This is a genomic window from Enterobacter cloacae complex sp. SHL021 (assembly GCF_049237765.1).
Classification (GTDB): domain Bacteria; phylum Pseudomonadota; class Gammaproteobacteria; order Enterobacterales; family Enterobacteriaceae; genus Enterobacter; species Enterobacter cloacae.
Map to the genome: position 1 here is coordinate 80,211 of NZ_JBMKJG010000015.1, position 15,895 is coordinate 96,105.

A 15,895-nucleotide genomic window follows, 5' to 3' on the forward strand; every position below is an offset into this window, starting at 1 on the left:
ATGGGGTAAGGCTCAGGGGGAGGAATGGACAGCGAGACGTCAGTCCTGTGAAAAACCACGTCTTTTTTACCGTTTTACTCTACTCACTAAGGATGATGACTTTTTTTTCGCCGCAAATCCTCCCACTTTTCCTTTGATTTATATCAACTTACCGCCGCCCTAAAACCCTAATGTTTGCAGCATCATTCGAGAATCAGAGGTGTCTATGAGTCACACATCCGCTCCCGAAAGGGAAAATGGTGCCGTTATAACTGACTGGCGTCCGGAAGATCCGGCGTTCTGGCAGCAGCGCGGCCACCGTGTCGCAAGCCGAAATCTGTGGATTTCCGTTCCATGTTTATTGTTAGCGTTTTGCGTATGGATGTTGTTCAGCGCGGTAGCGGTGAACCTGCCTAAGGTCGGATTTACCTTTACCACCGATCAGCTGTTTATGCTGACCGCGCTGCCGTCGCTGTCGGGAGCCTTGCTGCGCGTGCCTTACGCGTTCATGGTGCCGGTTTTTGGCGGCCGTCGCTGGACGGCGTTCAGTACCGGTATCATGATCGTGCCTTGCGTGTGGCTCGGTTTTGCGGTGCAGGACACCTCCACGCCGTTTAGCGTGTTCGTGATCATCTCTCTGCTCTGCGGTTTTGCGGGCGCAAACTTTGCGTCCAGCATGGCAAACATCAGCTTCTTCTTCCCGAAAGCGAAGCAGGGTGGTGCGCTGGGGATTAACGGCGGCCTGGGTAACATGGGCGTCAGCGTAATGCAGCTGATTGCACCGCTGGCGATCTCCGTCTCTATCTTCGCGGCGTTTGGCGGCGGTGGTGTGACGCAGGCAGATGGCTCTTCCCTCTATCTGCAAAACGCGGCCTGGATCTGGGTACCGTTCCTGGTGGTCTTTACCCTTGCGGCCTGGTTCTTTATGAATGACCTGTCTGCATCGAAGGCATCCCTGAGCGAGCAGTTGCCGGTGCTGAAGCGCGGCCACCTGTGGGTGATGGCGCTGCTCTATCTGGCGACCTTCGGCTCGTTCATTGGTTTCTCTGCGGGCTTTGCCATGCTGTCGAAAACCCAGTTCCCGGAGGTGCAAATTCTGCAGTTCGCCTTCTTCGGACCGTTTATTGGCGCGCTGGCGCGTTCGCTGGGCGGCATGGTCTCTGACCGTCTGGGCGGGACCCGCGTGACGCTGATTAACTTCGTTGTGATGGCGGTCTTCTGTGCGCTGCTGTTCCTGACCCTGCCAGCCGACGGACAGGGCGGTAACTTCATCGCCTTCTTCGGCGTGTTTATGGTGCTGTTCCTGACGGCCGGGCTGGGAAGTGCTTCTACCTTCCAGATGATCTCCGTCATCTTCCGTAAGCTGACCATGGACCGCGTGAAAGCGCAGGGCGGTAGCGAAGAGCAGGCCATGCGCGAAGCGGCAACGGATACAGCGGCAGCGCTGGGCTTTATCTCCGCGATTGGCGCTATCGGTGGCTTCTTTATTCCAAAAGCGTTCGGGATCTCGCTGGACCTGACCGGCTCTCCGGCAGGAGCAATGAAAGTATTCCTCGTTTTCTATATCGCCTGTGTCGCCATCACGTGGCTGGTATATGGCCGTAATTCCAAGAAAAATAAGTAAGTTTGATTATCCGTTTACGCGACCTTCGGGTCGCGTTTTTTTGCTTCCTCAGTAGTTACAACATACTAATGACTTTTCTAACGTCCCGCCCGCAGGTAACTCTGTGATCGCCATCGCTTTTCAGCCGAGCCTACCCCTTAATACCCGAGATGTTAAAAACAGGCGGACTTATTGTACGATAAATAAAAAATACCCTTTAAAATCATTGAGATATAAAAATAAAAATTCTACCGCTTTGGTGGTATTCGTTATAACACCTCACTTCATAGTCCCCCTCCGTCTTGATCGTTATCAATTCTCCCTCTCTTACAGGACGTTACCTTCGCTGCAAATCAGCAATGTCGATTTAGAGAGCCACAGGCTCCACACAGGAGATACCCGATGAGCAAATTTTTGGACCGGTTTCGCTACTTCAAACAGAAGGGTGAAACTTTTGCCGATGGGCACGGCCAGGTTCTGGATACCAACCGGGACTGGGAAGACGGTTACCGCCAGCGCTGGCAGCATGACAAAGTCGTCCGTTCAACCCACGGTGTAAACTGCACGGGCTCGTGTAGCTGGAAGATTTTCGTTAAAAACGGTCTGGTGACCTGGGAAATGCAGCAGACCGACTATCCGCGCACCCGCCCGGATATGCCGAACCATGAACCACGTGGCTGCCCGCGTGGCGCCAGCTACTCCTGGTATCTCTACAGTGCGAACCGTCTTAAATATCCTCTGATGCGCAAGCGCCTGATGAAAATGTGGCGTGAAGCGAAGGTGCAGCACAGCGATCCGGTAGAGGCGTGGGCATCCATCATCGAAGACGCCGACAAAGCGAAAAGCTTCAAGCAGGCGCGTGGCCGCGGTGGTTTTGTTCGCTCCTCCTGGAAAGAGGTGAATGAGCTGATTGCCGCCTCTAACGTCTATACCGTCAAAACTTACGGTCCTGACCGCGTGGCAGGCTTCTCGCCGATCCCGGCGATGTCGATGGTCTCTTACGCTTCTGGCGCGCGCTATCTTTCCCTGATTGGGGGAACCTGTCTGAGCTTCTACGACTGGTACTGCGACCTGCCACCAGCGTCTCCACAGACCTGGGGTGAACAGACCGATGTGCCGGAGTCCGCCGACTGGTATAACTCAAGCTACATTATCGCCTGGGGCTCAAACGTACCGCAGACCCGTACCCCGGATGCACACTTCTTTACTGAAGTGCGTTACAAAGGCACCAAAACCGTTGCGGTGACCCCGGACTACGCCGAAATTGCCAAGCTGTGTGACCTGTGGCTGGCGCCTAAACAGGGTACTGACTCCGCGATGGCGCTGGCGATGGGCCACGTCATGCTGCGTGAATTCCACCTCGATAAACCAAGCCAGTACTTCACCGATTACGTGCGTCGTTATACCGACATGCCAATGCTGGTGATGCTGGAAGAGCGTGACGGCTACTACGCGGCAGGCCGTACGCTGCGTGCGGCGGATCTGGTGGACGCGCTTGGCCAGGAAAACAACCCTGAGTGGAAAACCGTCGCGTATAACAGCAACGGTGAGCTGGTGGTGCCAAACGGTTCAATCGGCTTCCGCTGGGGTGAGAAGGGCAAATGGAACCTTGAACAACGTAACGGTACAACCGGCGAAGAGACCGAGCTGCGCCTGAGCATGCTGGGCAGCCAGGATGAGATCGCAGAAGTGGGCTTCCCGTACTTCGGCGGCGAAGGTTCTGAGCACTTCAACAAGGTTGAGCTACAGAACGTCCTGATGCACAAACTGCCGGTGAAACGCCTGCAGCTGGCCGACGGCTCTAGCGCCCTGGTGACCACCGTGTATGACCTGACGCTGGCCAACTACGGTCTGGAGCGCGGTCTGAACGATGAAAACTGCGCGACCAGCTATGACGATGTGAAGGCGTACACCCCAGCCTGGGCGGAGCAGATCACCGGCGTACCGCGTGCGCAGATCACCCGTATCGCCCGTGAATTCGCAGAAAACGCTGACAAAACCCACGGTCGTTCAATGATTATCGTCGGTGCCGGTCTGAACCACTGGTATCACCTCGATATGAACTACCGTGGCCTGATCAACATGCTGATCTTCTGCGGCTGTGTCGGTCAGAGCGGTGGCGGCTGGGCGCACTACGTGGGCCAGGAAAAACTGCGTCCGCAGACCGGCTGGCAGCCGCTGGCGTTTGCCCTTGACTGGCAGCGTCCGGCGCGTCATATGAACAGCACTTCCTACTTCTATAACCACTCCAGCCAGTGGCGCTATGAGACGGTTACCGCGCAGGAGCTGCTATCACCGATGGCAGATAAATCCCGCTACAGCGGTCATCTGATCGACTTTAACGTCCGTGCCGAGCGCATGGGCTGGTTGCCGTCTGCACCTCAGTTGGGCACTAACCCGCTGCGTATTGCAGAAGAGGCGAAGAAGGCAGGGATGTCGCCGGTGGATTACACCGTTAAGTCTCTGAAAGACGGTTCAATCCGTTTTGCGGCCGAGCAGCCGGAAAACGGTAAAAACCATCCGCGTAACCTGTTCATCTGGCGTTCCAACCTGCTGGGCTCGTCCGGTAAAGGCCACGAGTACATGCTGAAATACCTGCTCGGTACCGAAAACGGTATCCAGGGTAAAGATCTCGGCAAGCAGGGCGGCGTGAAGCCGGAAGAGGTGGAGTGGAAAGACAACGGTCTCGACGGCAAGCTGGATCTGGTGGTGACCCTCGACTTCCGTCTCTCCAGCACCTGCCTGTACTCCGATATCGTGCTGCCTACCGCTACCTGGTACGAAAAAGACGACATGAATACCTCGGATATGCATCCGTTTATTCATCCGCTGTCTGCGGCCGTTGACCCGGCGTGGGAATCAAAAAGCGACTGGGATATCTACAAAGACATCGCGAAGAAATTCTCTGAAGTCTGCGTAGGGCACCTGGGCAAAGAGACCGACGTGGTGACGCTGCCTATCCAGCACGACTCAGCTGCCGAACTGGCGCAGCCGCTGAACGTGAAGGACTGGAAAAAAGGTGAATGTGACCTGATCCCGGGCGTAACGGCGCCGCACATTATTCCGGTGGAACGTGACTACCCGGCGACCTACGAGCGCTTTACCTCTATCGGCCCGCTGATGGAGAAAATCGGCAACGGCGGGAAAGGGATTGCCTGGAACACCCAGAGCGAAATGGATCTGCTGCGCAAGCTCAATTACACCAAAGCGGACGGCCCGGCCAAAGGCCAGCCAATGCTGAATACGGCGATTGATGCGGCAGAAATGATCCTGACCCTGGCACCGGAAACCAACGGCCAGGTTGCCGTGAAGGCCTGGAAAGCGCTGAGTGAATTCACCGGCCGCGACCATACGCATCTGGCGCTCAACAAAGAAGACGAAAAAATCCGCTTCCGCGATATTCAGGCGCAGCCGCGCAAAATTATCTCCAGCCCGACCTGGTCTGGCCTGGAAGATGAACATGTCTCTTATAACGCCGGGTATACCAACGTTCACGAGCTGATCCCATGGCGTACTCTGTCCGGTCGTCAGTCGCTGTATCAGGATCACCAGTGGATGCGTGACTTCGGCGAAAGCCTGCTGGTTTACCGTCCACCAATCGACACCCGCTCCGTGAAAGCGGTGATGGGCGCGAAATCGAACGGCAACCCGGAGAAGGCGCTGAACTTCCTGACGCCGCACCAGAAGTGGGGGATCCACTCTACTTATAGCGACAACCTGCTGATGCTGACCTTGTCCCGCGGTGGTCCGATTGTGTGGATGAGTGAAGCGGACGCCAAAGATCTGGGTATTGAAGATAACGACTGGATCGAAGTGTTCAACAGCAACGGCGCCCTGACGGCGCGTGCGGTGGTGAGCCAGCGCGTACCGGCCGGGATGACCATGATGTACCACGCGCAGGAACGTATCGTGAACCTGCCGGGTTCAGAGATCACCGAGCAGCGCGGCGGTATTCACAACTCCGTGACCCGTATTACGCCGAAGCCGACCCACATGATCGGTGGCTATGCACAGCTGGCCTACGGCTTTAACTACTACGGTACGGTAGGTTCTAACCGCGATGAGTTCGTGGTGGTACGTAAGATGAAAAATATTAACTGGTTAGATGGCGAAGGTAATGACCAGGTACAGGAGAGCGTAAAATGAAAATTCGTTCACAAGTCGGCATGGTGCTGAATCTGGATAAATGCATCGGCTGTCATACCTGCTCAGTCACCTGTAAGAACGTCTGGACCAGCCGTGAAGGGATGGAATACGCCTGGTTCAACAACGTGGAAAGTAAGCCGGGTACCGGCTTCCCGACCGACTGGGAAAACCAGGAGAAGTGGAAGGGTGGCTGGATCCGTAAAATCAACGGTAAGCTGCAGCCGCGCATGGGTAACCGTGCGATGCTGCTGGGTAAAATCTTCGCCAACCCGCATCTGCCGGGTATCGAAGATTATTACGAGCCGTTTGACTACGACTACCAGAACCTGCATAACGCGCCGGAAAGTAAGCACCAGCCGATCGCCCGTCCTCGCTCGCTGATCACCGGTCAGCGCATGGACAAAATTACCAGCGGTCCAAACTGGGAAGAAATTCTGGGCGGCGAGTTCGAAAAGCGCGCCAAAGACCAGAATTTCGAGAACATGCAGAAGGCGATGTACGGCCAGTTTGAAAACACCTTCATGATGTACCTGCCGCGTCTGTGTGAGCACTGCCTCAACCCGGCGTGCGTGGCGACCTGCCCGAGCGGCGCCATCTACAAGCGTGAAGAAGACGGCATCGTACTGATCGACCAGGATAAGTGCCGCGGCTGGCGTATGTGCATCACCGGTTGTCCGTACAAAAAAATCTACTTCAACTGGAAGAGCGGTAAGTCTGAGAAGTGCATCTTCTGTTACCCGCGTATCGAAGCCGGTATGCCGACTGTCTGCTCCGAGAGCTGCGTAGGCCGTATTCGTTACCTCGGCGTGCTGCTGTATGACGCGGACGCGATTGAAAATGCCGCGAGCACCGAGAACGAGAAAGATCTGTACCAGCGTCAGCTGGACGTGTTCCTTGACCCGAACGATCCGAAAGTGATTGAGCAGGCGCTGAAAGACGGCATTCCGCAGAGCGTAATCGACGCGGCGCAGCAGTCTCCGGTATACAAAATGGCGATGGACTGGAAGCTGGCCCTGCCGCTGCACCCGGAATACCGCACGCTGCCGATGGTCTGGTACGTGCCGCCTCTGTCGCCGATTCAGTCAGCCGCGGATGCAGGCGAGCTGGGCAGCAACGGCATTCTGCCGGACGTGGAGAGCTTGCGTATCCCGGTTCAGTACCTGGCAAACCTGCTGACCGCAGGCGATACCCAGCCGGTACTGCTGGCGCTGAAACGTATGCTGGCGATGCGCCACTTCAAACGTGCGGAAACCGTGGACGGCGTGACCGACACCCGTGCGCTGGAAGAGGTCGGCCTGACCGAAGCGCAGGCCCAGGAGATGTACCGCTACCTGGCCATTGCCAACTATGAAGATCGTTTCGTGGTACCAAGCAGCCACCGTGAACTGGCCCGCGAAGCCTTCCCGGAGAAAAACGGTTGTGGCTTTAGCTTTGGCGACGGTTGCCACGGGTCAGACAGCAAATTCAACCTGTTCAACAGCCGCCGCATCGACGCCATGGATGTGACCAGCAAAACGGAGCCGCACCCATGATTGAACTCGTGATTGTTTCGCGTCTGCTGGAGTACCCGGATGCCGCGCTGGCGCAGCATCAGCAGGAACTCTTTGATGCGCTCGCGTCCTCTGAAAACCTGGATAAAGAAGATGCCCAGACACTGGGCGTTTTCCTCCGCGACCTGTTAGCGCGCGATCTTCTCGATGCACAGGCGGATTACAGCCAGCTGTTTGATCGCGGTCGCGCAACCTCGCTGCTGCTGTTTGAACACGTTCACGGTGAATCCCGCGATCGGGGGCAGGCGATGGTGGACCTGATGGCCCAGTACGAGCAGCACGGCCTGCAGCTCGACAGCCGCGAGCTGCCGGATCATCTTCCGCTGTACCTGGAGTATCTGGCGCAGTTGCCAAAAGAAGAAGCGCTGGGTGGTCTGCAGGACATCGCGCCGATTCTGGCGTTGCTCAGCGCCCGTCTTCAGCAGCGCGAGAGCCGCTATGCGGCGCTGTTTGGGGTGCTGGTGAAGCTGGCGAATGCCTCGGTCGACAGTGAAAAAGTGGCGGAGAAAATTGCGGACGAAGCCCGCGACGACACGCCACAGGCGCTGGATGCGGTCTGGGAAGAAGAGCAGGTGAAATTCTTTGCTGACCAGAGCTGCGGCGAATCTGAAATTTCGGCTCACCAGCGTCGTTTTGCCGGCGCGGTTGCCCCGCAATATTTGAATATCTCTAACGGAGGACGGCACTAATGCACTTCCTGAATATGTTCTTCTTTGACATTTACCCGTATATCGCGGGCACCGTGTTCCTGGTGGGAAGCTGGCTGCGTTATGACTATGGCCAGTACACCTGGCGTGCTGCCTCCAGCCAGATGCTGGATCGTAAAGGGATGCACGTTGCGTCTAACCTGTTCCACATCGGTATTCTGGGGATTTTTGCCGGTCACTTCCTGGGAATGCTGACGCCACACTGGATGTATGAAGCGTGGCTGCCCATCGAAGTGAAGCAGAAGATGGCGATGATCGCGGGTGGCGCTTGCGGCGTGATGACCCTGGTGGGTGGTCTGCTGCTGCTGAAACGCCGTCTGTTCAGTCCGCGTGTGCGGGCTACCACTACCACGGCGGATATCCTGATCCTCTCTCTGCTGATGGTTCAGTGCGCACTGGGTCTGCTGACCATTCCATTCTCGGCGCAGCATATGGACGGCAGCGAGATGATGAAGCTGGTGGGATGGGCGCAGTCCGTAGTGACCTTCCACGGAGGCGCATCTGAACATCTGGATGGGGTGGCGTTTATCTTCCGCCTGCACCTGGTGTTGGGTATGACCCTGTTTGTGCTGTTCCCGTTCTCTCGTCTGGTGCACATCTGGAGCGCGCCGGTGGAGTACCTGACGCGCAAATACCAGATTGTGCGTGCCCGTCGCTAATTTGTCGTTTTGATACTAACCCCGCATTCGCGGGGTTTTTTTTCGCCCCAGCCCAGATTATTGCCTGCCGCAGCAAACAGGATCAGCGCGCCGCCCGCCAGTTGGGTAATATCCAGCGAATGCGCGAAGACCACATTATCGACAACGATGGCTACTACCGGATAGATAAAGGACAGTGAACCGGTAATGGGCGTCGGAAGTTTTTGGATGGCGCTATACAGCAGCTGATACATGATACCGGTATGGACAATGCCCAGCGTCAGTAAAATTGGCCACGGAAAATCAGCGGACAAGGCGGGCATACGGGCAAACGGCAGTAGCATTACCACGCCTGTCAGCACCTGAATAAACGCTATATGCTGTGGCGCGATGGATTTCAGTTTGCGGGCAATAATCGCCGTCAACGCATAGAAGAACGCCGCACCCAGTGCCAGACCGATCCCCGCGAGCCAGGCTGAGCCATGGGAACCGGACAGTTCGCCTGAGAGCAAAATTACCACCCCGCCGAAGGCAAGAAACAGCCAGCCCCATTTGACCAGACTGACGCGTTCGCCTAATAACATACCCATCATCACCAGCATAAAGGGCTGAGTGTTATAGACCACAGTGGAAAGGCCAATCGAAATACGTTCATAGGCAGCGAACAGCAGCAGCCAGTTCACCACTAATGCTACCCCGCCGAGAATAGCCAGCAGCAGAGAGGTACGGGTGAGGGGACTAAAGGGTTTTTGGCTCATCCGAATGAAAATGAACAGTGCGATTGCGCCGATCAGACAGCGCCAGAAAACCACTTCTGACACTGGCAGTCCGGAGAGTAAAACAAACGCGCCAATCGAGCCGGAAATTAACATCGCCAGGCTCATTTGCCAGACGCCTTTATGTAAGTCACGCATCATTCACCTCCTGGTTGATGACGCTATTGTCGAAAATTGCTGTCGGGTTTTACAGGGTTGAGATAAGGTTAAATACTCGAATGGCTTTTTAAAATTAGGTGAAAATGATGGAATACCTTCTCGATGATATCGATCGGCAAATTTTGGCTTGTCTGGTCGACGATGCGCGTATGTCGCTGAAGGTGCTCAGCGGTCGTGTTGGTCTGACTTCGCCCAGCACGGCAGAACGCCTGAAAAGGCTGGAAGAGCGTGGAGTGATTCTGGGTTACGGTGCCCGGGTCAATCTGGCGGCGTTAGGTTATACGCTGCAGGCGCTGGTGCGGGTTCGCCCGTTGCCTGGACTGTTACATAAAGTGGATAAATACATCCAGGCGATGCCGGAGTGCATTGAAAGTGACAAAGTGACCGGTGAAGACTGTTTTGTCATCCGGCTGGTGGTGCGGTCAATTGAGCAACTGGATGTGTTGCTGGACGGGCTGGCGGAGCATGCCCAGTGTAATACGTCGATTGTGAAGAGCTCACCGGTGAAGCGACGCTTGCCGCCGATGTAAACGTCTGTCGCCGGGTGGCGGCTACGCCTTACCCGGCCTACGAAAGTGTGCTCGGTTAGGTTCTATTATGATTTTTTGAAATTGATGGTGGTGGGGGAAGGATTACTCGGCGCGTTGCGCCCTGCGGCATGGAAGTAATGGTGGTGGGGGAAGGATTCGAACCTTCGAAGTCGATGACGGCAGATTTACAGTCTGCTCCCTTTGGCCGCTCGGGAACCCCACCAGGGGTAATTCTAATTTTGAGGTCGTGCTGAGAGATGGTGGTGGGGGAAGGATTCGAACCTTCGAAGTCGATGACGGCAGATTTACAGTCTGCTCCCTTTGGCCGCTCGGGAACCCCACCACGGGGTAATGCTTGTACTGGCCTGCTTCCTGCTGGAAGCGGGGCGCATCATATCAAATGACACGCCCCTGTAAAGCGTTACCACAAGAAAAATAAACTGGTTGCCTGATTTTTACCCGCAAAGCTGTAAAGCTAACCAATTCATTTCACTGTCGATTAAAGAATGATCGTTCTGTTACCGTAAACGAATACGCGCTGCGCCAGCACCTGATAGAGTGCGCGGCTCAGAACGTTCTTCTCAACATCGCGCCCGGCACGCATCATGTCTTCCGCCGTGTAGGTGTGATCCACATGAATCACGTCCTGCATGATGATTGGGCCTTCATCCAGATTGTCATTTACGTAATGCGCCGTTGCGCCGATGATCTTCACGCCGCGTTCATAGGCTTGATGGTAGGGGCGTGCGCCAATAAAGGCGGGCAGGAAGGAGTGGTGAATGTTGATAATTTTGTTCGGGAAACGCGCCACGAAGGAGGGCGTCAACACGCGCATGTATTTCGCCAGGACAACGTAGTCCGGGTTGTGCGCTTCAATAGCCTCAGCCATCAGGTTGTCGTGCTCTTCACGCGTATGGCCTTCATGGCTCACCAGCTCGAAGGGAATATCAAAACGCTCTACCAGCGTACGCAGCGTCTCGTGGTTACCGATAACGGCGGCGATTTCGACATCCAGACCGCCGTAGTTAGCTTTCATCAGCAGATCACCCAGGCAGTGGGCTTCTTTGGTCACCAGAATCACGATGCGACGACGTCCTGCTGGTGTCAGCTCGCGTACGGAACCTTCCGGCAGCGCGCTGTCCAGATCGGCAAGCAGAGTGGTGTCGTTGAAAATACCTTCCAGTTCGGTACGCATGAAGAAACGACCGGTACGGTGGTCAACGAATTCGTTGTTCTGCACGATATTCAATTCATGTTTGTAACAGATGTTGGTAATTCGTGCGATCAGTCCTTTTTGATCGGGACAGATGGTGCGCAGAACTTTACGTTGTAGTGATTGCATCGCCGGGAAATCCTGTTTGAGTATTTGCGAAGTCTCGGTTGTCGGGCGTTACTGCCCGCAACACTTTTTAAATTTTTTACCAGAACCACAAGGGCAGGGATCGTTACGACCAAACTGCGGGCGCGTTCCGTCAATATAATACCATTGCCCGCTTTCCTTTAAGAACCGGGAACGTTCGATAATGGCACCCGGTTTATTGTGTTCAGTAAACCGGGCAACAAAGCTGACGTAACCTTCATTTTCGTGACTACCGGGTGCGGATTCATAAACGGTAAGACCGAGCCACTGGGTATTGGCGAAACCGGCTTCGATCTCCTGTTTGAAACTGGCGGCCTGGCATGAGGGGTGCCAGGTTTTAATCAGGTAGTCTGCGTCCTTGATCACAAAAGCGGTATACCGTGAACGCATAAGGTGTGATGGGTCTGGTGCAACCTGATCGCCAGAAAGATATCGCTGGCAACATAGGCTATACTCCAGAGCGCTACCACAGGGGCAGAGTTGAGACACGATTCTCTTCCTGGAACAAAAAATTAAGGGCGTAAAACGCTTCGGGTAGCACCATGTTAACTGAGCTGTTGCGTTGACGCTATGTCGGGAATCCAGGGGAAGTAAAACAGGGCTAATGAGAAAGGTTAAAATTGGACTGGCGCTGGGCTCAGGTGCAGCCCGCGGATGGTCACACATCGGCGTGATAAATGCCTTAAACCAGATGGGCGTCGATGTCGATATTGTTGCAGGATGTTCGATTGGATCGCTGGTAGGTTCCGCCTATGCGTGCGGCAAATTGCCTGAACTTGAAGCGTGGGTGCGATCCTTCAGTTACTGGGACGTGCTGCGCCTGATGGACCTTTCGTGGCAGCGCGGTGGGTTGCTTCGCGGTGAACGCGTCTTTAACCAGTTCCGTCAGATTATGCCTCTTCAGGACTTCAGCGATTGTCAGATGCCATTTGGTGCCGTGGCGACGAATCTCAGTACGGGACGTGAGCTGTGGCTGACCGAAGGGGATATCCACCTTGCCGTTCGCGCCTCCTGCAGTATGCCGGGCCTTATGGCTCCTGTCCCGCATAATGGGTACTGGCTTGTTGATGGCGGAGTCGTTAACCCCGTGCCAATCTCTTTGACGCGGGCAATGGGGGCTGACATCGTGATCGCGGTCGATTTGCAACACGACGCTCACCTGATGCAGCAAGACCTCATGCCGGTCAATTTGCAAAGCGAAGATGCCGAGGCGGAAAAACTGGCCTGGCATGAGCGCTTACGCGGGCGAATTGGCCGGATAGCCGCGCGCCGCTCGGTCGCTGCACCCACGGCAATGGAGATTATGACCACCTCAATCCAGGTGCTGGAAAACCGCCTCAAACGTAACCGTATGGCGGGCGACCCACCGGATATTCTGATTCAACCCTATTGTCCACAAATCTCTACCCTTGATTTCCATCGGGCTGAGGCCGCCATCGCAGCGGGCTCTTTAGCCGTCGAAAAGAAAATGGACGAATTATTGCCATTTGTGCGAACCGCACGTTGAGCACCTTTTTTTGACTACTTCAGCAAAATCTGACAGGCGATAGTGCCGATAGCATGCCACTATTTAGTAACTGTCAGCCAGGGGAGGAACCATGACGCAGCCATTGGCCGGAAAACACATTTTGATTGTTGAAGACGAGCCCGTTTTCCGATCGCTACTGGATTCGTGGTTATCCTCGCTGGGGGCAACCACTGCCCTGGCTGAAGATGGTGTTGATGCCCTGGAAAAAATGGTCAGTATCACGCCCGATCTGATGATCTGTGATATCGCAATGCCACGGATGAATGGCCTGAAGTTGGTTGAACATCTGCGTAATGAGGGCAACCAGACGCCCATACTGGTGATCTCCGCGACGGAAAATATGGCGGATATTGCCAAAGCATTACGTCTGGGGGTGCAGGATATTCTGCTGAAACCAGTAAAAGATCTGAACCGTTTGCGTGAAACGGTATTGGCCTGCCTTTATCCGAATATGTTTAATTCCCGTGTCGAGGAAGAAGAGCGCCTTTTCCAGGACTGGGATGCTTTAGTCAGTAATCCGCCTGCCGCGGCCAAGCTATTGCAGGAACTTCAGCCGCCGGTACAACAGACCTTTTCACACTGTCGAATAAATTATCGCCAGCTTGTAGCCGCGGATCAGCCCGGTCTGGTGCTGGATATTGCGCCATTATCGGATTCCGATCTTGCGTTTTATTCCCTGGATGTTACCCGTGCAGGGGATAATGGTGTATTAGCAGCGTTATTACTTCGTGCGCTATTTAACGGGCTGTTGCAGGAACAGTTATCGCATCAGGGGCAACGGCTTCCGGAGTTAGGCAGTTTACTTAAACAGGTTAACCAGCTTTTTCGCCAGGCCAATTTACCAGGACAATTTCCATTGCTGGTTGGCTATTACCATAGTGGATTGAAAAATCTTATCCTCGTTTCAGCGGGTCTGAACGCCTCTCTGAATACCGGGGAACATCATATTCAGGTTAGCAACGGTGTGCCGCTGGGGACATTGGGTACGGCTTATCTTAATCAAATTAGCCATCGCTGTTCTTCCTGGCAGTGCCAAATTTGGGGTGCCGGCGGGCGGTTGCGGTTAATGTTGTCCACGGAATAAGCAGTTGGATCTTAATTTTAAGATTGCCTTACCTGTGTTTTGTGGGGAGTGCTACTATCGCTGCCCAGATTCATGCGTATTTATCCTAATTGATCGGCAACGCGTTCTTTTCAGACCCGGACTGTGTGATGAGGCTGATATACTCAACGCGTTATTTAATGCATAAAAGTTCAAAACTTGAACAGCTCAGGAGAATTTGAATGGCTGCCCTAAATTCGAAAGTCAGAAAGGCCGTCATCCCGGTAGCGGGATTGGGGACCAGGATGTTACCAGCAACTAAGGCAATTCCTAAAGAGATGTTGCCACTGGTTGATAAGCCATTAATTCAGTATGTCGTAAACGAATGTATCGCGGCCGGCATCACTGAAATTGTGCTGGTTACACATTCATCTAAAAACTCTATCGAAAACCATTTCGATACCAGTTTCGAACTCGAAGCCATGCTGGAAAAACGCGTTAAGCGTCAGCTGTTAGAAGAAGTTCAGTCTATTTGCCCTCCGCACGTTACCATTATGCAGGTGCGTCAGGGGCTGGCGAAAGGTCTGGGCCACGCGGTACTTTGTGCATATCCTGTTGTGGGTAATGAACCTGTTGCGGTCATTCTGCCAGACGTCATTCTGGACGAATATGAATCCGATCTGTCTCAGGATAACCTTGCTGAGATGATCAAGCGCTTTGACGAAACGGGTAGCAGCCAGATTATGGTTGAACCTGTTGAAGACGTGACGGCTTACGGTGTTGTTGACTGTAAAGGCGTTAATCTTGAACCCGGTGAAAGCGTGCCAATGGTAGGCGTCGTAGAGAAGCCTAAAGCCGACGTAGCGCCGTCTAATCTGGCGGTAGTAGGTCGCTATGTCCTGAGTGCTGAAATCTGGCCACTGCTGGCGAAAACGCCTCCAGGAGCAGGAGATGAGATCCAGCTGACCGATGCCATCGATATGCTGATCGAGAAAGAGACCGTTGAAGCCTACCATATGAAAGGTAAGAGCCATGACTGCGGTAATAAACTCGGTTATATGCAGGCATTCGTGGAATATGGCATCCGCCACAATTCACTGGGTGAAGAATTTAAAGCCTGGCTGAAAGAGAGCGTGGGTATTAAAAAATAACCCCGTCTGCAAATGATCAAGACCGGTGAGGCGATGCCCACCGGTTTTTTTATGCCCACAACTCAGGGTAACCACACCGGTCTGTAAGGAACGTTAAATAGTACGATGTCCCAATATGACGGCATGTAAGGGGATGTTTGCAGGAATTGAGGATAAAAAAAATCCCGCATTAAGCGGGATTTTTCTGAATACGTTAGGATTAATCCTTGATCAGGAAGTCGTCCAGCTGTTTACCTTGCTCATCCATGGCTTTTTTGATAACAGCAGGCGTACGACCCTGGCCAGTCCAGGTTTTAGTTTCGCCGTTCTCGTCTACATAGCTATATTTAGCAGGACGAGCAGCGCGTTTTGCTTTAGTACCGGTCTTCGCTGCAGCCATGCTGTTCAGCAATTCATTTGGATCGATACCATCAGCAATCAGCATTTCACGATATTGCTGCAGTTTACGCGTACGCTCTTCGATTTCAGCAGCAGCAGCGCTTTCTTCTTCGCGACGTTCATTAACTACAACTTCTAATTTTTCCAGCATTTCTTCAAGCGTTTCCAGGGTGCATTCTCTTGCCTGCGCACGAAGAGTACGGATGTTGTTCAGAATTTTAAGTGCTTCGCTCATTGTAGTAATCTCAAACTTATAATGGGGGGTGGTTTGTTGTCCTAATAATAGAGCGATAAATTCAGTTGTGCAATAGGTGGGAATGTAAGGAATTCAAAAAATACGGAATAATG

Annotated in this window: 13 protein-coding genes and 2 tRNA genes; 9 read left to right on the forward strand and 6 right to left on the reverse strand. The window is 53.9% G+C overall.

The window, feature by feature from the left end; all coding sequences use genetic code 11:
- Window positions 1-205: 205 nt before the first annotated feature.
- The 5 genes from ACOTZF_RS16090 (at window position 206) to narI (ending at window position 8,644) form a co-directional block, all read left to right on the forward strand.
- Window positions 206-1,603, forward strand: coding sequence for a NarK family nitrate/nitrite MFS transporter (locus ACOTZF_RS16090; protein ID WP_013096255.1), 1,398 nt, complete (start codon window positions 206-208; stop codon window positions 1,601-1,603).
- A 381-nt stretch (window positions 1,604-1,984) separates the two neighbouring features.
- Window positions 1,985-5,728 (forward strand): nitrate reductase subunit alpha, encoded by a 3,744-nt coding sequence (locus ACOTZF_RS16095; protein WP_129251836.1) that lies wholly within the window; start codon window positions 1,985-1,987, stop codon window positions 5,726-5,728.
- On the forward strand, window positions 5,725-7,260 hold the full coding sequence (narH, locus tag ACOTZF_RS16100; protein WP_013096257.1) for a nitrate reductase subunit beta: 1,536 nt from the start codon (window positions 5,725-5,727) through the stop codon (window positions 7,258-7,260). The genes ACOTZF_RS16095 and narH overlap by 4 nt, the downstream gene beginning before the upstream one ends.
- Window positions 7,257-7,967: a nitrate reductase molybdenum cofactor assembly chaperone gene (gene narJ / locus ACOTZF_RS16105; RefSeq protein ID WP_038419837.1), complete on the forward strand. Its 711-nt coding sequence runs from the start codon at window positions 7,257-7,259 to the stop codon at window positions 7,965-7,967. The genes narH and narJ overlap by 4 nt, the downstream gene beginning before the upstream one ends.
- Entirely contained in the window at window positions 7,967-8,644 is a 678-nt protein-coding gene (gene narI / locus ACOTZF_RS16110; RefSeq protein ID WP_013096259.1) for a respiratory nitrate reductase subunit gamma, read from the forward strand. The genes narJ and narI overlap by 1 nt, the downstream gene beginning before the upstream one ends.
- On the opposite strand, the gene ACOTZF_RS16115 is transcribed toward narI, so the two are convergent.
- A complete protein-coding gene (locus ACOTZF_RS16115; RefSeq protein WP_129317581.1) occupies window positions 8,641-9,537 on the reverse strand; it encodes a DMT family transporter in 897 nt (298 codons plus the stop codon). The two genes, narI and ACOTZF_RS16115, sit on opposite strands and share 4 nt — an antisense overlap.
- Before the next feature lie 107 nt (window positions 9,538-9,644).
- On the opposite strand from ACOTZF_RS16115, the gene ACOTZF_RS16120 reads away from it, so the two are divergent.
- Entirely contained in the window at window positions 9,645-10,088 is a 444-nt protein-coding gene (locus tag ACOTZF_RS16120) for an Lrp/AsnC family transcriptional regulator (protein WP_061771980.1), read from the forward strand.
- A 138-nt stretch (window positions 10,089-10,226) separates the two neighbouring features.
- Here the strand turns inward: ACOTZF_RS16120 and ACOTZF_RS16125 are convergent.
- The 4 genes from ACOTZF_RS16125 to ACOTZF_RS16140 all read right to left on the reverse strand — a co-directional run bounded on the left by ACOTZF_RS16125 (window position 10,227) and on the right by ACOTZF_RS16140 (window position 11,937).
- Window positions 10,227-10,311 (reverse strand) — tRNA-Tyr (locus ACOTZF_RS16125).
- 35 nt (window positions 10,312-10,346) lie between these two features.
- Window positions 10,347-10,431 (reverse strand) — tRNA-Tyr (locus tag ACOTZF_RS16130).
- Window positions 10,432-10,587: 156 nt separating this feature from the next.
- A complete protein-coding gene (gene purU / locus ACOTZF_RS16135) occupies window positions 10,588-11,430 on the reverse strand; it encodes a formyltetrahydrofolate deformylase (RefSeq protein ID WP_013096262.1) in 843 nt (280 codons plus the stop codon).
- Between the two features lie 48 nt (window positions 11,431-11,478).
- Entirely contained in the window at window positions 11,479-11,937 is a 459-nt protein-coding gene (locus ACOTZF_RS16140) for a YchJ family protein (RefSeq protein WP_029883447.1), read from the reverse strand.
- Between the two features lie 115 nt (window positions 11,938-12,052).
- Here ACOTZF_RS16140 and rssA point away from each other — a divergent pair, with 115 nt between their 5' ends.
- The 3 genes from rssA to galU all read left to right on the forward strand — a co-directional run bounded on the left by rssA (window position 12,053) and on the right by galU (window position 15,169).
- Window positions 12,053-12,955 (forward strand): patatin-like phospholipase RssA, encoded by a 903-nt coding sequence (gene rssA, locus ACOTZF_RS16145; RefSeq protein ID WP_129251834.1) that lies wholly within the window; start codon window positions 12,053-12,055, stop codon window positions 12,953-12,955.
- Window positions 12,956-13,046: 91 nt separating this feature from the next.
- A complete protein-coding gene (gene rssB / locus ACOTZF_RS16150; protein WP_013096265.1) occupies window positions 13,047-14,060 on the forward strand; it encodes a two-component system response regulator RssB in 1,014 nt (337 codons plus the stop codon).
- A gap of 200 nt (window positions 14,061-14,260) precedes the next feature.
- Complete coding sequence (galU, locus tag ACOTZF_RS16155) at window positions 14,261-15,169, forward strand: UTP--glucose-1-phosphate uridylyltransferase GalU (RefSeq protein ID WP_029883446.1); 909 nt, start codon at window positions 14,261-14,263, stop codon at window positions 15,167-15,169.
- A 199-nt stretch (window positions 15,170-15,368) separates the two neighbouring features.
- On the opposite strand, the gene hns is transcribed toward galU, so the two are convergent.
- On the reverse strand, window positions 15,369-15,782 hold the full coding sequence (hns, locus tag ACOTZF_RS16160; protein WP_008502781.1) for a histone-like nucleoid-structuring protein H-NS: 414 nt from the start codon (window positions 15,780-15,782) through the stop codon (window positions 15,369-15,371).
- Window positions 15,783-15,895 lie beyond the last annotated feature (113 nt).